We start from the raw sequence: 15,853 nt of genomic DNA, 5'->3' as shown, positions 1-15,853 counted from the left end.
CATCATATGGCTCTGCTGGTGACGGGGGAACCCGCACCGTCACCCCTGTGGATACCGAGCGTGTGTGCTGTAGACGCCCAGCTCAGCTCGGGTCACCTCAGCTCGGGTCGGCCTCGCCTCAGCTTGGCGTTGGCTGGGCCGAGGGCTCGCTGCTCGACGTGGCGGTGGGTTCCCGCGCTGTACAGACCTGCGCCGAGGTCGCAAAGGTGTCGGTGGAGTAGACCGCCAACACCGTGAAGCAGTGATCCACCCGCGAGTTCAACCCATTGACCGTGTAGCTGGTCTTGCCCGGGTCCACGGTGGCCAGCACACCCAAGGGCTGCCCGGCCCGACCGGCAGCGACCATGAACGGCACCGCCCCGCCGGACGGGTCCGTCCAGGTCAGCGTGATCGTGGTCGAGTCATCGCGAAGCTTCAGATCCCCTGGTGGAGGCCCGGCCGCTGTCCGTGTCGCCTCCGTCGTCGGTGTGCGGGACGGCGGGTCGTCGCGGGTCAGCATCACCGCACCCAGGCCGGCCACCGCCACGACGGCCACCCCGGCCGCTACCACCGCGCCGACAAGCGTCGCACGGCTGCGGCCCGGCGACCCGCCCTCATCGGCGTACGCCGGCCGGTACACGTCCTGCACCGACTGGTACTGCTGACCCGGGTACGAAGCCTGGATCGGCTCGTACTGCTGGCCTGGGTACGAAGCCTGGGTCGGCTCGTACTGCTGGCCTGGGTACGGAGCCTGGGTCGGCTGGTACTGCTGGGCAGGGTACTGGTGCTGGGTTGGGTACTGCCCCTGGGTTGGGTACTGGTGCTGGGTTGGGTACTGCTCCTGGGTCGGGTACTGCCCCTGGTGGTGCTGCGGCGTTTGACGCGGCGCGGTCGGCCTCGCCTGGTCGGCGTCGGTGCCCGGTGACCACGCTGCCGGAGCCGGGTCGGCCACCGTCACCGCCTGGCTTGGCTGTGCGGGTGTCGGGTTTGGCTGCGCGGGTGTCGGGTTCGGCTGCGCGGCGATGGGCTGGCTCGAACCGGTGTCGCCCCTGGTCGGGCCACTGTCCGGCGGGACGGACGGGAACACCACGGTCTGGTTGGCCAGCGCGACACGGGACGGCTGCGTCGGCACCACCGAGACATCGACGCTACTCAGTTCGAGTTCACCGTCCACGCGGGCGCCAGCCTCGTCCATCGGGGACTGCTCAGCAGCTTCGGCACCGGGAGCCGGCAAAGGTTGCGGGGGAGCGCTGCGGCTCCACGGCGGCGCGGTCAGCCCCCACGGCGGCGCGCTCACTGGAGGCGCGGAGACAGGTTGCCCGTAAGGCGGCGCGGAGATGGGCTGCCCAGAACCGGGTGGTGCGGAGACCGGGTAGGTGTGCCCGGGTGGTGCGGACACGGGTGGCCCGTAGCCGGGCGGTCCGGAGACCGGGTAGGTGTGGGCCGGTGGTCCAGAGGTCGGGTAGGGATGTCCTGGTGGCCCGGAGACCGGGTACGGGTGGCCGGGTGGCGCGGAGATCGGTTGTGAAGGACCGGGTGGCCCACTGACCGGGTGGGCTGGTGCCCCGCTCACCGGATACGCCGGCCCCGGGTGCCCACTGGTTGAGGAGGGCCAGCCCGGTGACGTCACCTCGCCGCCGGACGCGTCGACCGATCCACTCGCCCCGGTTGGCCCGGTTGGCCCGGTTGGCCCGGTTGGCCCGGCTGCGGCTCGGGCAGCCTCCTCGGCGAGCAGCGGTTCGATCTGTCGTACCTGGATCGTGGGGTTGTCCCAGCGGGGGGCCGGCACCCCCGCTGCTGGCGCGGTGGCGACCGGCGCGGGGGCCGACGGGGCTGGCGGCTGGTGTCGCACGTCGACCGTCTGGTGGGTCACCTGGTCGCCCATGCGTTGACGGGGCGCTACGGCTGGCCCGGACGGCGGTCGCTGTGGTGGCCGCTGGCCGGATGACAGCGTCGGCTGGCTTTCAGCCCTCGGCCTGGGCGGGTGGCTTTCGGCCCTCGGCTGGGGCGGCTGGCTGTCGGCCCTCGGCATCGGCGGCTGGCCGACCGATGGCCGGGCAGTTGCGGGCGGTTGTTGGCCGGCGCGTTGACGCGGCGGCGCCGTGGGCTCGGGCGATTGTCGGTCGGCGCGTTGACGCGGCGGCAGAGTGGGCCCGGGCTCGGCGGACGGCAGGGTGTGCTGCGTGGGCGCGACCGAGGAAGGTGCCGGCTGGACGGGCGTCAGCCGAGAAACTGGAGCCGGTGCTGTGGCGGTGTTGTTGGGCCGGGTGGGCGCGGCGGGTCCGCGTACCCCTGGAGGGGTTGGCTGGGGTGTGACCGGCGGTTGCGGCGGAGCCCACGGCGAGCCGGTGGCCGACGGGCCACCAGCGGAGGGCCGCATCGCGGCCAGGGTCGCCATCGACAAGGTCGGGCCGGACAGGGCCGACCGGGTGCCGGACTCGGTCGCCGCGGCGACCGAGTCCGGACCGGGAGTCGGCGGTGGGCCCTGCTGCTCGTTCGGCGTCGACGAGGGATGCCCGAGGTAGTGGCGGGCGGCGCGTACCGCCGGGTGGTGCTCCCCGAGCACCGCGGGCCCGGCAGCGGCGACGCGGGTGTAGTTGCGACGGGCCTCGTGCCGGTTGCCCAACTCCTCCGCCACCTCGGCGAGTTCGAAGGCGAGGGCGAGCATCACCGGGTCGGAGTGCTCCCAGCGCCGCTCGCCCGCCGCGAACGCCTCCTCCAGCACCCGGCGCGAGGCGAGCGGGTCGCCCGCCTCGCGGTTCAGCCGGGCCAGGAGGTGCGCGCTGTGCAGCATCTCGGGGTGGTCGTCACCGTAAGGCGGGGGAGCGGAGCCGACGGCCTCCGCGAGCAGCTGCCGGGCGGCGCTGAGGTCGCCCGCGGCGCGTAGGGCGAGGGCCCGGTGCTGGGCGGCTGCCAGGGGGGAGGGATGGGACACGTGGCAATGCTGCCGCCAGAGGGCCGTCGGACGCCACCCGGACACGCCCCGGCATGGTGTCGATGAGCGTGCGCGAGGCGGTTTGAGCTGCGGCGAAAGCGCTGGGAGGAAGGCACCGGAAGGCGATGTGCATGATCCACGAGCGGCGTGTAAAGTAACTCCTCGTGCGGCCCGCCGGGCCGACCATCTGATGGAAAGATCATCTGGGTCGGCGAGGTAGGCTGAACGTGTAGGTCCGGGTGGCGGAATGGCAGACGCGCTAGCTTGAGGTGCTAGTGCCCGTATAGGGCGTGGGGGTTCAAGTCCCCCCTCGGACACATCATCACCACATATTGATCAAGATCCGCGCAGGTTGGCCTGCGCGGATCTTTCTGTGGTTGGTGTGCAGTGCTCCTGGTCGCAGACGATGGTGATCTTCCTCTTGTGCAGGAGTGCGACCAGGTCATGTGGGGTCTGGATCCCGCTGGGGAGGCGGGGATGGTCGGTGAGTCTTGCGATGATGTGGTCTTCCCTGAGGTAGAGGATCTTGCGTCGGCGGTCGGTGGGCTGTTGGGTGCTGGTGTGGCCGTGGCGGCATCGGTAGCCGGGGCGTTGGTTGATCCAGTGAGACTCCAATCTTCGGCCGCATGGTCCGCAGCGCAGTAGGCCGGTGAACAGGTAGCGGCGGGTGGTGCCGTCGTGGGCGCTGCGGTGGGAGCGGACGGCCTGGACGGCGACGAAGTCCTGCTCACTGACCAGCGCGGTGTGAGCCTGTTGCGTGGAGACCACCCAGTCCACGGTCGGGTTCCGCCGGATCGGTTCTCTCTCCCTGCGGCTAGCGGCGGTGTCGTTGTGCGCGGGTTGCCGGTTCCAGACCTGCCGACCCGTGTAGCGCGGATTGGTGAGGATCGCCGCGACCGTTCGTAGGGTCCACCGGTCGCCACTGCGGTGTGGATTGCGGTCGGGATCGACGCCCGACGGGCACGGTATGCCGGCGTCGTTGAGGGCGCGCGCCATGCTGGCGAGACTCTGGCCGTCCAGGCGTTGAGCGAACATCCACCGCACGTGTCCGGCCGTGGCCGGATCCGGTTCGAGGCGTTGAAGCCGGCGACCCCAGCGCGCCTGGGCGGCGTTTGGATGAGGGCCGGCGTCGGTGAGTCGGTAGCCGTAGGGCGGCCGGCCTCCCAGATACCGTCCCTGCTCCCGCGCTTGGGCCCGCATCGCCGTGACGACCCGGAACCGGGCGCGCTGCACCTCACGTTTCGACTGGGTGCCCAGCATCATCATCAGCGCCTGGTGGGTCGGGTTGTGGTGATCAACAGGCCCGTCCGTCTCGGGCAGCCAGAGCTGCACAGCGTGCTGTTCAAGCACGGGAGCCAGGTGCTGCAGCTGATTGGCGGAGAACGCCCGCTCGTACTCGCCGACCACGATCGCGTCGAATCCGCGATCTGGATCGTCGAGCGCGGCCAGCAGAGCGCCGGCCTGCGGACGCTGCCACCAACCGCGGCGGCGAGAGCAGCCGACATCGAAGTACTCGGCGACGATCACCCCGTGAGCGGCGACGAGTTCAGTGGCGCAGTCCCGTTGCCAGTGCCGGGAGGTCACCCGGTCCTGGTGCTCGACGGTCGACATCCGACCGTAGAACGCAAACCGCAGACCACGCCGCCGTTCGGTAGGCAGCTGCGGGTCGGCCTGCGGCTGCCCGTTGAGCCATCGAGTCAGGGGATCCTCGAGATCGTCACGCTGGTTGTCCGACACGCCGATATTTCTACGAAGGATCTTCGCGGTCGAGTCGGACAAGCAGTCCGCCGGCGCTGGTCGAAGGACTGTCGGACCGGAGTTGGTGGCAGTCGGTCTGTGCACTGTGTTGGCATACCGAGCATCCGCTCGACCGACGGGGACAATGCGTGACGCGCGGTTAGCGGCCTATCCGTGCACGTCAGCCGGCGGTGCGCGAGCTCTCCGAACATCTCGCCGAGGTGGTACCTGGCTTTGTTGAGATTCAGCGTCGCAGCGACTGATCAGTCCTCATCCACGATCAGGCGCGCCAGGCGCAGTCGTGCGCGAGGAGTCAAAGCAGCATTAGCGTGGGACATGAAGGCCTCCTGGTTGGCGGAGCGGTTCCTCGACAGCTCCACTCCACAACCGGAGGCCTTCACCTACCTACGACATCAAAGCGTGTCGTCACACAACCTCAACCGACCTCCCCGGACAGCACACCTAGCCCGTGCCTAGTAGTGCGGGTTGGTCGGCATCAGCTCGGACGCGCCCGCGTACAGCAGGTCGAGATAGTTCATCCCCGGGTGGTAGACGAAGTGCCACTCCAGTCGCACGCGGCTCGTGAAGGTAACTTCGGCGTTGCCGTAGCTCGTCGGCGATGAAGGCCCTGGGCACCTGGTGGGCGTCGAGGACCGTCGCGATCTCGTCGGGGACGCGGGCGGGAAGGCTGCGCGCTGGTGCCAGGGGCAGCAGGACCGGTAGCAGGGTTCGCTCGTTGACCAGCAGCGCCAGCCGGGGCCGCCAGAACAGCGCGGTGGCGTACCACGGGCCCAGCAGGGTCGTGTCGTGGTCTCCTTCGACAGCCCGAGGCGGGTGGGTGTGATCGAGGAGTTTCTTGGTCGCGCGTACGATCAGCATGGTGCTCTCCAGCCCGTCAGGCGCGGTGGCGGCGGGCCTTCTCGATGACGTCGCGGCCGTCGGCGTTCTGCTGGCGTGGCGCGTAGCCGGCTTTGCGCAGGGCGGCCATCGTGTCAGCCGTGGTGGCTTGGCTGGCCAGCACGGTCGGGGCGAGCAGACGCAGGTTGAGCTTGTCCAGCCGCCTGTCGGCGCAGATCTGCGCCAGCAGCGCGGTGTCATCGCTGACCAGGGTGCTTGCCAAGGGCGCGACCCGTACCGACCCGTGTTGGCGGGCGACGTCGGCCAGCAGGTAGACCAGTGGTTGCGGCAGTCCGCCTTCGGCGATCTTCGTCAGGGCCTTGGACAAGCGCTGCTCGGTCCAGCCTGCGTCGTACGCGCCGCGTACCGCCGCGGGGCTGAAGCGCCAGGTCGTGGCCGTGCCGCGGGACTCGACGACGGCGGTCGCACCGAGGAGCTCAGCTAGATCCGGGCTCGGTGTTCCCGCCACGACCGCGGTCAGGTCGGCCTGCAGCCGGGCGGTACGGGCGACCCCACCCAGGTCGCCGACTGCCTCGGCGATGTCCGTGTCGGCCAGCAGCGCATGCCCGGCAGGGCTGACAGCGCCCGCGCCGAGGATCCCCAGGGTTGCGGCTTCGTCCAGCAGGCGGCGCACGGTTGTGGTGCCGCCGAAGGTCAGCGGCTGCCGCCACCACATCCACTGCGCTGCCTGCTCGAGGTCCGTCGTCGCCCTGTCACCCAACGCGCGCAGCACGGCCATCCGGGCTTGCGGAGACCAGCTTTGGCGGTCCTCCGGAACCCACGGCCCAGTCTGCGACGACGGCAGATATTCCAGCTCGCGCCACGCCTTCAGCATCACCGCGAGCCGCCGGTCCAGACCGAGCTTGAGCCAGCGGTCGTACGCGGCCGTCGGGACCACGCGGTCGCCGAGGTCGGCCAGCCTGGCCCCCTGGGCGACCGCTAGCAGCAGCCGCACGGTCGGAACCGTCACTCCCAGCGTCTTCGCCGTCCGGGTCAGCTCGCGCACGCCCACGCCGCCGGCCTTGACCGTGACTAGCGGCTCACGTCCAGCCCCGTCCAGCAGCGCCGACAGCAGCCCGACCACGGCAATGCCCTGCGCCTGGGCGTCGCGGCGCACTGCCGGGGGATCCGGCGCATGCCAGGCAACCGGTGGCTCCTGCGGCTGGAACGGCACCCGGTAGTCCGCCCCTCGCAAAGCGAGCGTGACCTGACCCGCCAGCTGATAGTCCTCCCAGGTCACCCGGTAGACCAGCCCGTGCTCCTCGGCCCAATCCAGCGGATGCACCTGCCGATAGCGGCTCGTGTACCGGCTCCGGTGTGCAATGCCGCTTCCGCCATGGCGACGGATCCGTCCACCGTCGCGATCAGCCTCCTCCAACACCCTCCGCGTCGCGGCCGGCATCCGCTTGACCAGAGCGTCCACGTTTTCCATGTCGAGGAAGAACTCCGCCACCGCCTCCAGCAAGTCCGCCTTGCGGCCCTTCGTGGGCAGCCCCAGGTTGCGTGCCACGACCTTCAGATCATCGACGTTCAACACGGCGGCGAGCTGTGCAGCGGCCGGGCCGACACCCAGCGGACGGGCGAAGACCTCCCGCAGTACGCCGTTTACCGTGAGCCGGCCCCGCAGCCGCGCGACAAGCCCCGCATCGGCGGCACGCTGCAGGTATGGCGTCGCGTCGGCACCGACCAACGCCGACACCTCCGCCTCGGTGAGCAGGCCACCCAACGCCAGAGCCGCCTCCAACACCTGAAGGGTCGGAAGGTCAAGGCCAGCAAGCTGATCATACGGATTCACGGCGGCGCTCCCAGACACACGGCGACGCCCTGAATCCAACCCCACGAAACCGTCTCCGCGTGACGCGACCCGCCAGCCGCCAACCTGAGCCCGGCGACCTGGCTCGCCGCCGGTGGTTCCAAGCCGAGGCCGTACCTCCGACAGTCGAATGTCGGAGCGGCCGGGAACGGTCTCCAGCCGCTCCGCATGGGCGGGGCCGGCCGGCCCCACTGCCACGAAGCGGGCTGAACGCGGCGAAGCGTCACCTATCGTTTCAGCAACCCAGTCCTTTGGTGGGTTAACACCTGGAGAGTTAACGAAGTTTTTTCAGCGCCCGTTCTCTGCGGTCCAGGCCCTAGAAAACCCTTGTCGTGGCTTTCTGTCAACGAAAAGGCGGGTGAGCATCTGTGGGTGCTCACGGTTGCCGGTGTCCCCGGTGTCCTCTACCTTCGATCAAGTCCACTTGCGATGGCCGGGGAGAGAGATGCAGCAAGTCACACGTTCGGAGATTGCCAGGCTGGCCGGGGTCAGCCGCGCGGCGGTGACCTCATGGGCCAAGCGCCGCGACTTCCCACGTCCCGTCGGGGAGAACCGCTTCGCGCTTCCCGAGGTGCTGGAGTGGCTCGAGTCCCGCCAGGTACACGGCTCGATTCGCGCGGCCGACGACGGGACCGAGTGCAGCTACGCCGACCGGATCCTGCGGAGCCTCGCCGCGGCGACGCCCAGCCACATGCCTGGCATGAACCTGCCCGGCGATCCCACGACCGTCGAGATCGACAACCTCATTCTGCGCCTCACGTTGATCTTTCTCCGCGAGCGGGACCCGCAGGGCTGGGCCGGGCTGAACGATCTAATCGCGCCGAATGCAGGGGCCGAAGGGGCGCGATGGCTCATCGACCGCATCGCGACAACCGCCGGGAAGGCGGCGCGGCGTCACGGCGTCTCGCCCGAGGTCTTCGCCGCACTGCGGCGGCTGACCCCGGAAGGCGTCCCTGAGGTCCGGGGACTCATGTCCGGCAGCTCGGAACTCGGCGCTGCGAACGTGCACACCCTCGTCGACGCGTACGAGGCCGCCCTGCCCCCGGGCGGCTTCCTCACCCCGCGCACGGTTGCGGCCCTCCTTGCCAAGGCAGTGATCGACCATTCTGCCGAGTCCGTTTACGACCCGTACTTGCGAGCTGGCGAGTTGCTTATCGCTGCGGCCGACGTGGCGGCCCGGCCGGGTACCCTACGGCTGCACGGGCTCGGCCCCGATGCTGCGGCTCTGAGCCTCTCTGGACTCACCCTGCTGGCCCTAGGCGAACCAGCCGACCTGCGTTTGGCGGCACAAGCTCGGCGCGCAACGGTCACGCACGTCCTTGCCAATCCGCCGTTCGGGAGCGATTCGTGGCTCGACCGGCGCCCCAACACCGACTGGCAGCCATTCCCACCACCGCCAGCCCGATCCGCCTTTCGCTGGCTCCTGCACTGCATCGAGCAGTTGAGCGACGATGGCCGGGCTGCAATCATCATGCCACGGATAGCCGCCGTCTCGGCCAATGCCCGCGAGCGGGAAATCCGCCGCCGGCTGGTCGACGATTCCATGGTGGAAGCGGTCATTGCCCTCCCACCCGGCCTGTACGCCGGCACGTCCATTGCAACCAGCGTCTGGATCGTCCGGCGGGCACCCGGGACGGACCAGCCGATCCTGGTCGTCGACGCGGTGAACCTCGGTGTGTCAAGCGGTAGCCGCACGCTGCTCGATGAGGGAGGCCAGGCCAACATCCTGAGAGCATGGCGATCGTTCCTTGCCGACCGTGCGGCCGGTCGGCCACACCCGGGCATCGAGGGTCTGAGTGCCGCCGTCACCAAGGCCGTCATCCGGCCGGAGTCCTACTCGCTCAACCCGGCGGAGTACCTACCAGGCCCGATAGGGCTCCGTGCCCCCGACGCCGACGCCGACGCCGCCCGCGCCGGCCTGGGCGCGACTTACTCGCGGGCCTTCCACTGCCGCAGGGCGGCCGAGGATGCAGCGGTCGTTGCTTCCGAGCCGCTCGGCGCGCAGATCGTCCGTCTTGGCGACGTCTGCGACGTCAAGGCGGGCTATTCATACTCGCGGCTGCGAGCTGAAGAGCGATCCGACGAGCAGGGAGTCCCCATCGTCCTGCCGCGGCACCTGCGTGACGGGAGAATCGTGGCGGACAAACCGCCGCGAGCCCCGCGAGCGACCGCTAAGGCATTGGAGGACTACTGGCTACGCACCGACGATGTGCTATGCGTGCGGACCGGGGCACTTACGGCACCCGCCATCGTGCGGCCGACCGAGTCGAATTGGCTCCTGAGCACAAACTTGCTGCGTCTGCGAGTCTCAGACCCCGACGTCCTCAACCCCTACTACCTGTACGCATATCTGCGCTCCGCAGCGGGCACGGATGGGATGAAGGCGTTCGCACGGGCTACCGTGACCGCATACGTGACCGCAGCGGACGTCGCGGCGATGAAGATCCCGTTGCCGCCGCAGGCTCGGCAGCAGTCGCTGGTCGCAGCGCTACGCGCACTTGACGAGGAGGTCGTGGCGGCGCGCGACCTGGCCGCCCGGGTCGCCGAGACCCGCGACGTGGTAGTCCGCCGGCTGTTTGGCGGTGCCCGATGACCAGACGCAACCTCTCCCGCGAACACCGGTCTGTCGCGGTCGCCGTAGTGATTTCCGGCTGTGTCGGGGTCGTCGCAGCCGTGCTGTTCCACCACAGCGGAGCCGACCCCTCCACGGCGGTGATCGCGGGCGGCGCGGCCTTCGGCGCGACCATGACACTCGTCCTGGAGGTCCTCAAATACCTTCGCGGCCTATGAGCTGCCCGATGATCTCGCAGTCGAAGGCCGGGGGAGCATCCGGTAGCTTTGGCGTACGCAGGTTCTCCTGCTTGCTGGCTTGCCGCGATATTGTCGACCTCCTATGAGCGATGCAGCGGCCTTGACGTTCGATGACTACGCTGCCGAATCGGCTGTTCTCGGGATCTACCGGCAGGTCTTCGCGGTGTTGGCGCGGAACGCCAACGCGATGGTGGACGACGCGGACTCGGTCGGGGTCGACGAGTCGATCTTGCAGGCGTTCGCTGACGCGGGGCCAGCCGGGATGACGATCGAACAGGCCGTGCTTGCATGTCCGGAGGTGCCGGCGGATGTGGTCCGGCGCCGGTTCGAGGTGCTGCGGTCGTACCGTGCGGTGACCCGGATCAACGAGCGGCCGCACGAGATGTTCTACCAGGCGACGTTCGCGCCGTACGTGATGTTGCTCTTTCTGCGCCGGTTGTCGCAGACCGGGGGCCAGGCGGAGCTGCACCGGATGTTGTCGATGGCCCGGCTGGCGCTGGACGACGATGACACGACCCCGGAGGTGGTGCGCGAGCAGTTGCTGGAGATGACGACGGTTTTCCGGCTGCTGGCGAATCCGATCATGCAGTTGGCGAAGTCGGCGACGGTCGAGTCCTTGCGGACGCAGGCGCAGCCGCTGCTGGGTAACAGCGACCTGGTCGACAAGGCGCGGGTGTATCACAACGCGGCCGCGGACCGGCATCCGCAGTTGTTGCCGGAGTGCACGCAGCTCCGGATGGCGCTGGCGGCCTATCGCGACGCGTTGAACACCGCGGCCGGGCGGCTGCTGGCGCACGCCGGTAAGACCCGTGCACTGGGGTTGCTGCCGACCGAGCGGTGGCGCACGTTCGCGCGGGACAGCAGTACCGAGGGGCTGGCGCAGGCGCTGGACGGTTTGCTGTTCGACGCGCCGGAGCCGTTCTTCACCACCGACGATCTGCTGGACGCGGTGGAGGAAGGGCTGCAGTCCGATAGTGGCCGGGTGCCGCCGCCGCGACCGCGTGTCGACGAGGAGCCTCCGCCGACGGAAGTCGACGTCGACCCGGAGGCGAGGCTGTTGGCTCAGCGCGCGGAGGAGTTGCTTGCCGGGCGGGATGTGGTCACGGTGGCGCAGCTTCTCGCCGACGCGGGTGACTGGCCGACCGGTCGGCGTGTGTTGTCGGAGGTGACCGCGATTCATCTACGCCCGGAGCTGCCGTACACGGTGACCTGGGGTGATGGGTGGCGTGTCGATGTGACGTCCACGCGGACGTGGGTCTCCGACGGCTGGTTCCGCCGGGACCAGCAGGAGGCGGCGTGAACGAGCGTGATGCGGCCCTGTGGTGGGCGCGGATTCGGTCCGGCGGTCCGCAGCGGGTCTCCGCTGGTGGGCCGACACCGGCCGGGCTGCGTCGTCTGGTGGAGGCTGACGCCAGGGCGGTGTGGCTGATCCCGAACCTGCCCGACAGCGCGGGACCGGCTGTTCTGATGGAGTACGGGGTGCCGGGCTCTTCGATGATGGACAGCAAGGGAACTCTGCGGGTGTTGGCCGCGACTTTGCGGTGTTGCTGGCCTGATCCCGCGACGGATCCTTGGCCCGGGTTGCCGGCTTCGGCCGGTCATGTCGGTCAGGTGTTGCAACGGCTGGTGCCGGGCCGCAACAAGGTGAGTCGTCAGCAACTGCTGTCCGCGGGGCTCCGGCGCCTTTCGGTATCCGGTTGGGTCTTGCTGGAGGGAGCGGACACGGTGCGGATCGGTCCGCGGATCGCGTCCTTCGGGTCGCTGGAGCTGAGCACTGTTCGGGAGTTGTGGCGGTTGATCCCCGACACCGCTGAGGACGGGCCGGAGCGGTCGTGAACCGCCCGAATTCGATCTTTGAAGAGGTGCTCGGGACGTTGCCCGATCGGCAGCGGGAGTTGGTCGAAGCCGCGTACGCGCTGCTGGAGCATGGCAGTGGCCCGGTGCACCGGCAGTTCCTGCCCGCGCTGAGCGATGCGACGAGCCGTGAGCGGCTGGAAGAGCTACTTCGCCGAACCGGCCGGACACTGGTGACGGTCGACCAGTTGCATTTCACGTCCGGGTTCGACGACGCCGTACGGATTGAGCTCACCGAGACCGGGTGGCAGCCGCTGTCGCTCGCCGACCGGGCCGTTCTGGTCCTGGTGCTGGTCTACTCGGTGGCGATCCCGCGCAGCGATGAGCAGATCGCTGCGGACTCCTGGGAGAGCCCGTACCCAACCACGTTGCAAGACGTCAGCCGTGACAGCAAGGTGCCGGTCGGCGAGGTCAGAGCGGCCCTGGGCCGGTTGACCGCGTGCGGGCTGCTCCGAACGGTTCGCGGCGGCGACCACGACAGCGGATACGTCCCGGGCCCGCAGTTGTCGCGGCTGACTCCGGCCGCCCGCGAGCAGTTGCAGGACCAGTTGATTCTCGCTGCGGCACCAGACCATCCGCTGGCCGCAGCGATCCGGGAACGCCGGCACAACCGCGTGGGAGGGCAGCGTTGACGTCTGTAGCCGTGCCGTCGGACGGAGTCGTCGAGGACATCGTCGGAGCGCGCGTCCTCGCCGGCATCCAGATGGTCAACATCTCGCGGCTGTCGACTCACCCGGTGCCGATCACCGCTCGTGGGCTGATCACCGTGGCAGGACAGGGGCCCTCGGATTCCAACGGTGCCGGCAAGTCGTCGTTCATCGCCGGGCTGAGCCTGCTGCACGCCGACGAGCAATGGCGGTTGCAGTCGGGGGCGCAGGCAGCGGCTGAGTTGCTGTTCACCGCCGAGCTCGCCGGCCAGGAGGCGATGCACGCCAACGCCGACCGCGGCTACCTGATCGGCGTGTTCGTGCCGCCGCAGGCCACCACGGCGGAGGAGCTGGATGCGTCGGCGTTGACGGTGTGGCTGCGGATCAACCGGCAGAGCCCGCACGTGGAGTTGCGGTGGGCCCATCGGCTGCACGTGCCGTTCGGTGACACGGAGGACGAGCGGGCCGGTGGCGCCGATGGCCTGTGGGACGCTTTGCCGCGCAGCAACGGCCGCACCGACATCCGCGCCAACCGGCTCGCCCGTACCCTGTACGGCTCGACGGTCAGGTGTGTGTCCTTCCTGTCTACCTCGGTACGGGCCAGCCCGACCGCGAACCTGCTCGCCCAGCCGCTCAACGAGCTGACCCCGGAACGGATCTTCGAGGCCATCGGTGCGCTGACCGGCCTGACCGCCGAGATCGAACAGGAACAGAAGTCCCGGGCCGAGGAGTACGAACATGCCGGGCGGGCCGCGCGGGCCGAGGAGGAATACGAGCTGTGGGACGACCGGATGAAGGTGGTGGAGGACGGCATCGCTTCACGGGAGCGTGCCCGGACGTTGCTGGCCGAGGCGCGTGACAGCTGGCGAAGCCGTTGCGCCCGGTACCTGGTTGACGGCTTCCACGAATCGGAGCGGATCGGCCAAGACGTCGAGGCGAAGGAGCGTCGGCGCAAGGAACTGGACGCGCAGATCGAGACAGCCGGTGAGAAGGTCCATCGGCTGTCCGACGACAAGGCGTTCGACGAGAGCTGCCGAACCCGGATCAAGACGTACGAGGATCAGAAGGCCGTTGAGAGCGCGCTGAAGGTCGAGCAGAATCAGAACGTCGGCTCGATCGAAACCCTCGGTGGACAGCTGCGGACCCTTCAAGCCGTCGCGGCCGTCGCGGACGGGCGCACCGTTGAACAGGCCGAGGAAGAGATCGCCGAAGCAGGGAGAATGGTTCAGGCAGCGGAGCGGATCAAAGGCCGTACCGAGCACGCGCTGCGGGTTGCCAAGGCGGCGCTGTCGGCGGCGGAGAAGGGTGAGGATGTCGCGGTCGCCCAGGTCCGGTTGCTACGGGCGAACGACATCACCGCTGCGCCGCTGGTCGACACGATCTCCTTGACCGAACAGCAGCGGCCTGTATGGGAAGCTCGGCTGCTGCCCTATCGGCACGCGGTCGCCGTCGCTCACCACCAAGCTCAGGAAGCCGTCCAACTACTGGCCGCGTTACCTGGAAGCTTGCTGGTCGAAGCAGACCCGGCCGACCACCTGCTCGGGCCAGGCCTGCCGGCCGCCGCGGATCCCGACCTGCCGGTGGGTCGATTCCTCGCGGCGTTGGCAGAGCGCGCCGGTGCTGACGGTCATATCGATCCTGTGGCTGGTGTGCACGGGATCGCCGGTCTCCCGGAGGCCCTGACCGGTCGCGCTGGCCGAATCCGAGCCGCTCAGGATCAACTGGAGAAAGCCGCCGGCGAGGACGACGAGGCTGACGAGGGGATCCGTGAGGCCGATCGGACCAAGAGCCGCGCTGACGCGCACCTGCGTGGCGCTAAAGCCGAGGCCGAGGCTGGTGCGGTTCAAGGCAAGGTGACGAAGCTCCGTGATCGCAACTCCGCCATCGAAGTGGAGCTGAGCAAACTCGACGGACCGTTGCGGCAGGCGAAGATCGGCTACGAGGCCGCTCTCGGTGAGAAAGCCGCCCGGGCCCAGCAGATCGACACGGCGAGCCGCACTCTGGCCACCCTGAAGAAGGAACTCGAAGAGAACCGCAGACAGTGGAGTGCACTGCTCCAGCAGCGTACAGATCTCGATCTTCCCCGCCTGAACGCTCAGTGGACCGGAACGGTGGGTACCGCCGAGCAGCACCTGCTCACGCTCGACGAGAGCGAGGCGATGCGGCCGCCGGCGGAGTGGGACGAGGTGTGCGCGCGGCTGGCCAACGAGGTGCGCGCCGCGTGCTTTCCGCCCGGTGACCCGGAGCAGAACCGGCCGGAGGAACTGCGCGTCGTCGACGAGCAACGCGCCGACCGGCGCACCGGAGGTGCATATGTGCGGCTGATCCCCGATGTGTTGCGGATCGTTGGGAACTTCCTGACCGATCATGAGCGTGTCGACCGGGAGAACGCCTCCCAGATCCAGCGGGAGCGGCAGGCGAAGACGATCACCCTGACTGGAGCGAAGGCCGCGCTCGACGAGGCTCGGCGAACGTCGGAGGCGTTGCGGTCGACTACCGCCAAAGCGATCAAGGCGAAGCTGCGGCAGGTGTCCGACGAGTTCGACCGGCTCGACCAGACCTACGGCGGCTACGGCGGCAACCTCGACTTCCCGGAACCAGAGGCACCCGCCGACCCGGAGAAGCCGTGGCAGTGGACGATCACCCCACGGTGGCGGCGCGGCGAGGGTAAACCGCCGTCGTCGTACCGGCTGCGCGGCAACACCGCCCAGATGGACGACAAAGCCGTGAAGCTCGTCTGCGCGGCAGCACTCGCTGGCGCCCAGGACCGGCCGCTGTTGCTGGTCCTCGACGAACTCGGCCGCAACCTCGGCGCGGCACACCGCCGCGACGCCGTCGCCCTGTTCGAGAACATCGGCCGCGACCGGGCGATCAGCGTCGTCGGCGCCCTGCAGGACGACATGGAGAGGTACGCGATCGGCGCGTCCAGCCTCTACATCAAGCTGCGCCGCCCGTCCGACGTCATGCCGTACAACCAGGCACCGATCGTCATCGGCAGCGAAGCCGACACCGCCCGGGTGCAACTGCTCTCCGACTGGATGACCTCGTTCCGGCCGGAGCCGCAGACATGACCGACACCGACGGCACCACTAACAGGGAACCGGATCCCGAGATCACCCTGAGCTGGATCCGCGACTATCCGGGCCTCGTCGCCGACGCACCACTGCCTCCCAGCGGCCG

General features: G+C 69.2%; 9 protein-coding genes, 1 tRNA gene and 1 pseudogene. 7 read left to right on the top strand and 4 right to left on the bottom strand.

Features of this window, described 5'->3' with window-relative positions:
* Positions 1–118: 118 nt before the first annotated feature.
* On the bottom strand, positions 119–2,914 hold the full coding sequence (locus tag ACLQ28_RS18230) for a hypothetical protein (protein WP_425687469.1): 2,796 nt from the start codon (positions 2,912–2,914) through the stop codon (positions 119–121).
* Positions 2,915–3,147: 233 nt separating this feature from the next.
* Here ACLQ28_RS18230 and ACLQ28_RS18225 point away from each other — a divergent pair.
* A tRNA-Leu gene (locus ACLQ28_RS18225) sits at positions 3,148–3,231 on the top strand.
* A gap of 19 nt (positions 3,232–3,250) precedes the next feature.
* Here ACLQ28_RS18225 and ACLQ28_RS18220 read toward each other — a convergent pair.
* From ACLQ28_RS18220 to ACLQ28_RS18210, 3 genes and pseudogenes are all read right to left on the bottom strand, one after another.
* Entirely contained in the window at positions 3,251–4,651 is a 1,401-nt protein-coding gene (locus ACLQ28_RS18220) for a recombinase family protein (RefSeq protein WP_425687468.1), read from the bottom strand.
* A 612-nt stretch (positions 4,652–5,263) separates the two neighbouring features.
* Positions 5,264–5,530: pseudogene (locus tag ACLQ28_RS18215) on the bottom strand (DUF6933 domain-containing protein); the annotation flags it as partial.
* A gap of 16 nt (positions 5,531–5,546) precedes the next feature.
* Entirely contained in the window at positions 5,547–7,343 is a 1,797-nt protein-coding gene (locus tag ACLQ28_RS18210; RefSeq protein ID WP_425687467.1) for a helicase-associated domain-containing protein, read from the bottom strand.
* Between the two features lie 406 nt (positions 7,344–7,749).
* Between ACLQ28_RS18210 and ACLQ28_RS18205 the strand changes: the two genes are divergently transcribed.
* From ACLQ28_RS18205 to ACLQ28_RS18180, 6 genes are all read left to right on the top strand, one after another.
* Complete coding sequence (locus tag ACLQ28_RS18205) at positions 7,750–9,954, top strand: N-6 DNA methylase (protein WP_425687466.1); 2,205 nt, start codon at positions 7,750–7,752, stop codon at positions 9,952–9,954.
* Complete coding sequence (locus ACLQ28_RS18200; RefSeq protein ID WP_026273626.1) at positions 9,951–10,151, top strand: hypothetical protein; 201 nt, start codon at positions 9,951–9,953, stop codon at positions 10,149–10,151. Before ACLQ28_RS18205 ends, ACLQ28_RS18200 begins: the two co-directional genes overlap by 4 nt.
* A 103-nt stretch (positions 10,152–10,254) precedes the next feature.
* The gene (locus ACLQ28_RS18195; protein ID WP_425687465.1) at positions 10,255–11,472 is read left to right on the top strand and encodes a hypothetical protein; all 1,218 of its coding nucleotides are present in this window, start codon (positions 10,255–10,257) and stop codon (positions 11,470–11,472) included.
* Entirely contained in the window at positions 11,469–12,008 is a 540-nt protein-coding gene (locus ACLQ28_RS18190; RefSeq protein WP_425687464.1) for a hypothetical protein, read from the top strand. The genes ACLQ28_RS18195 and ACLQ28_RS18190 overlap by 4 nt, the downstream gene beginning before the upstream one ends.
* On the top strand, positions 12,005–12,658 hold the full coding sequence (locus tag ACLQ28_RS18185; protein WP_425687463.1) for a hypothetical protein: 654 nt from the start codon (positions 12,005–12,007) through the stop codon (positions 12,656–12,658). Before ACLQ28_RS18190 ends, ACLQ28_RS18185 begins: the two co-directional genes overlap by 4 nt.
* The gene (locus ACLQ28_RS18180) at positions 12,655–15,744 is read left to right on the top strand and encodes a hypothetical protein (protein WP_425687462.1); all 3,090 of its coding nucleotides are present in this window, start codon (positions 12,655–12,657) and stop codon (positions 15,742–15,744) included. Before ACLQ28_RS18185 ends, ACLQ28_RS18180 begins: the two co-directional genes overlap by 4 nt.
* Positions 15,745–15,853: the final 109 nt, after the last annotated feature.

Origin of the sequence: Micromonospora sp. DT201, from assembly GCF_049841575.1 — a bacterium.
Lineage (GTDB): Bacteria > Actinomycetota > Actinomycetes > Mycobacteriales > Micromonosporaceae > Micromonospora.
Note: the sequence above shows the minus strand (reverse complement) of the source record. Positions and strands in the feature narration are given on the sequence as shown.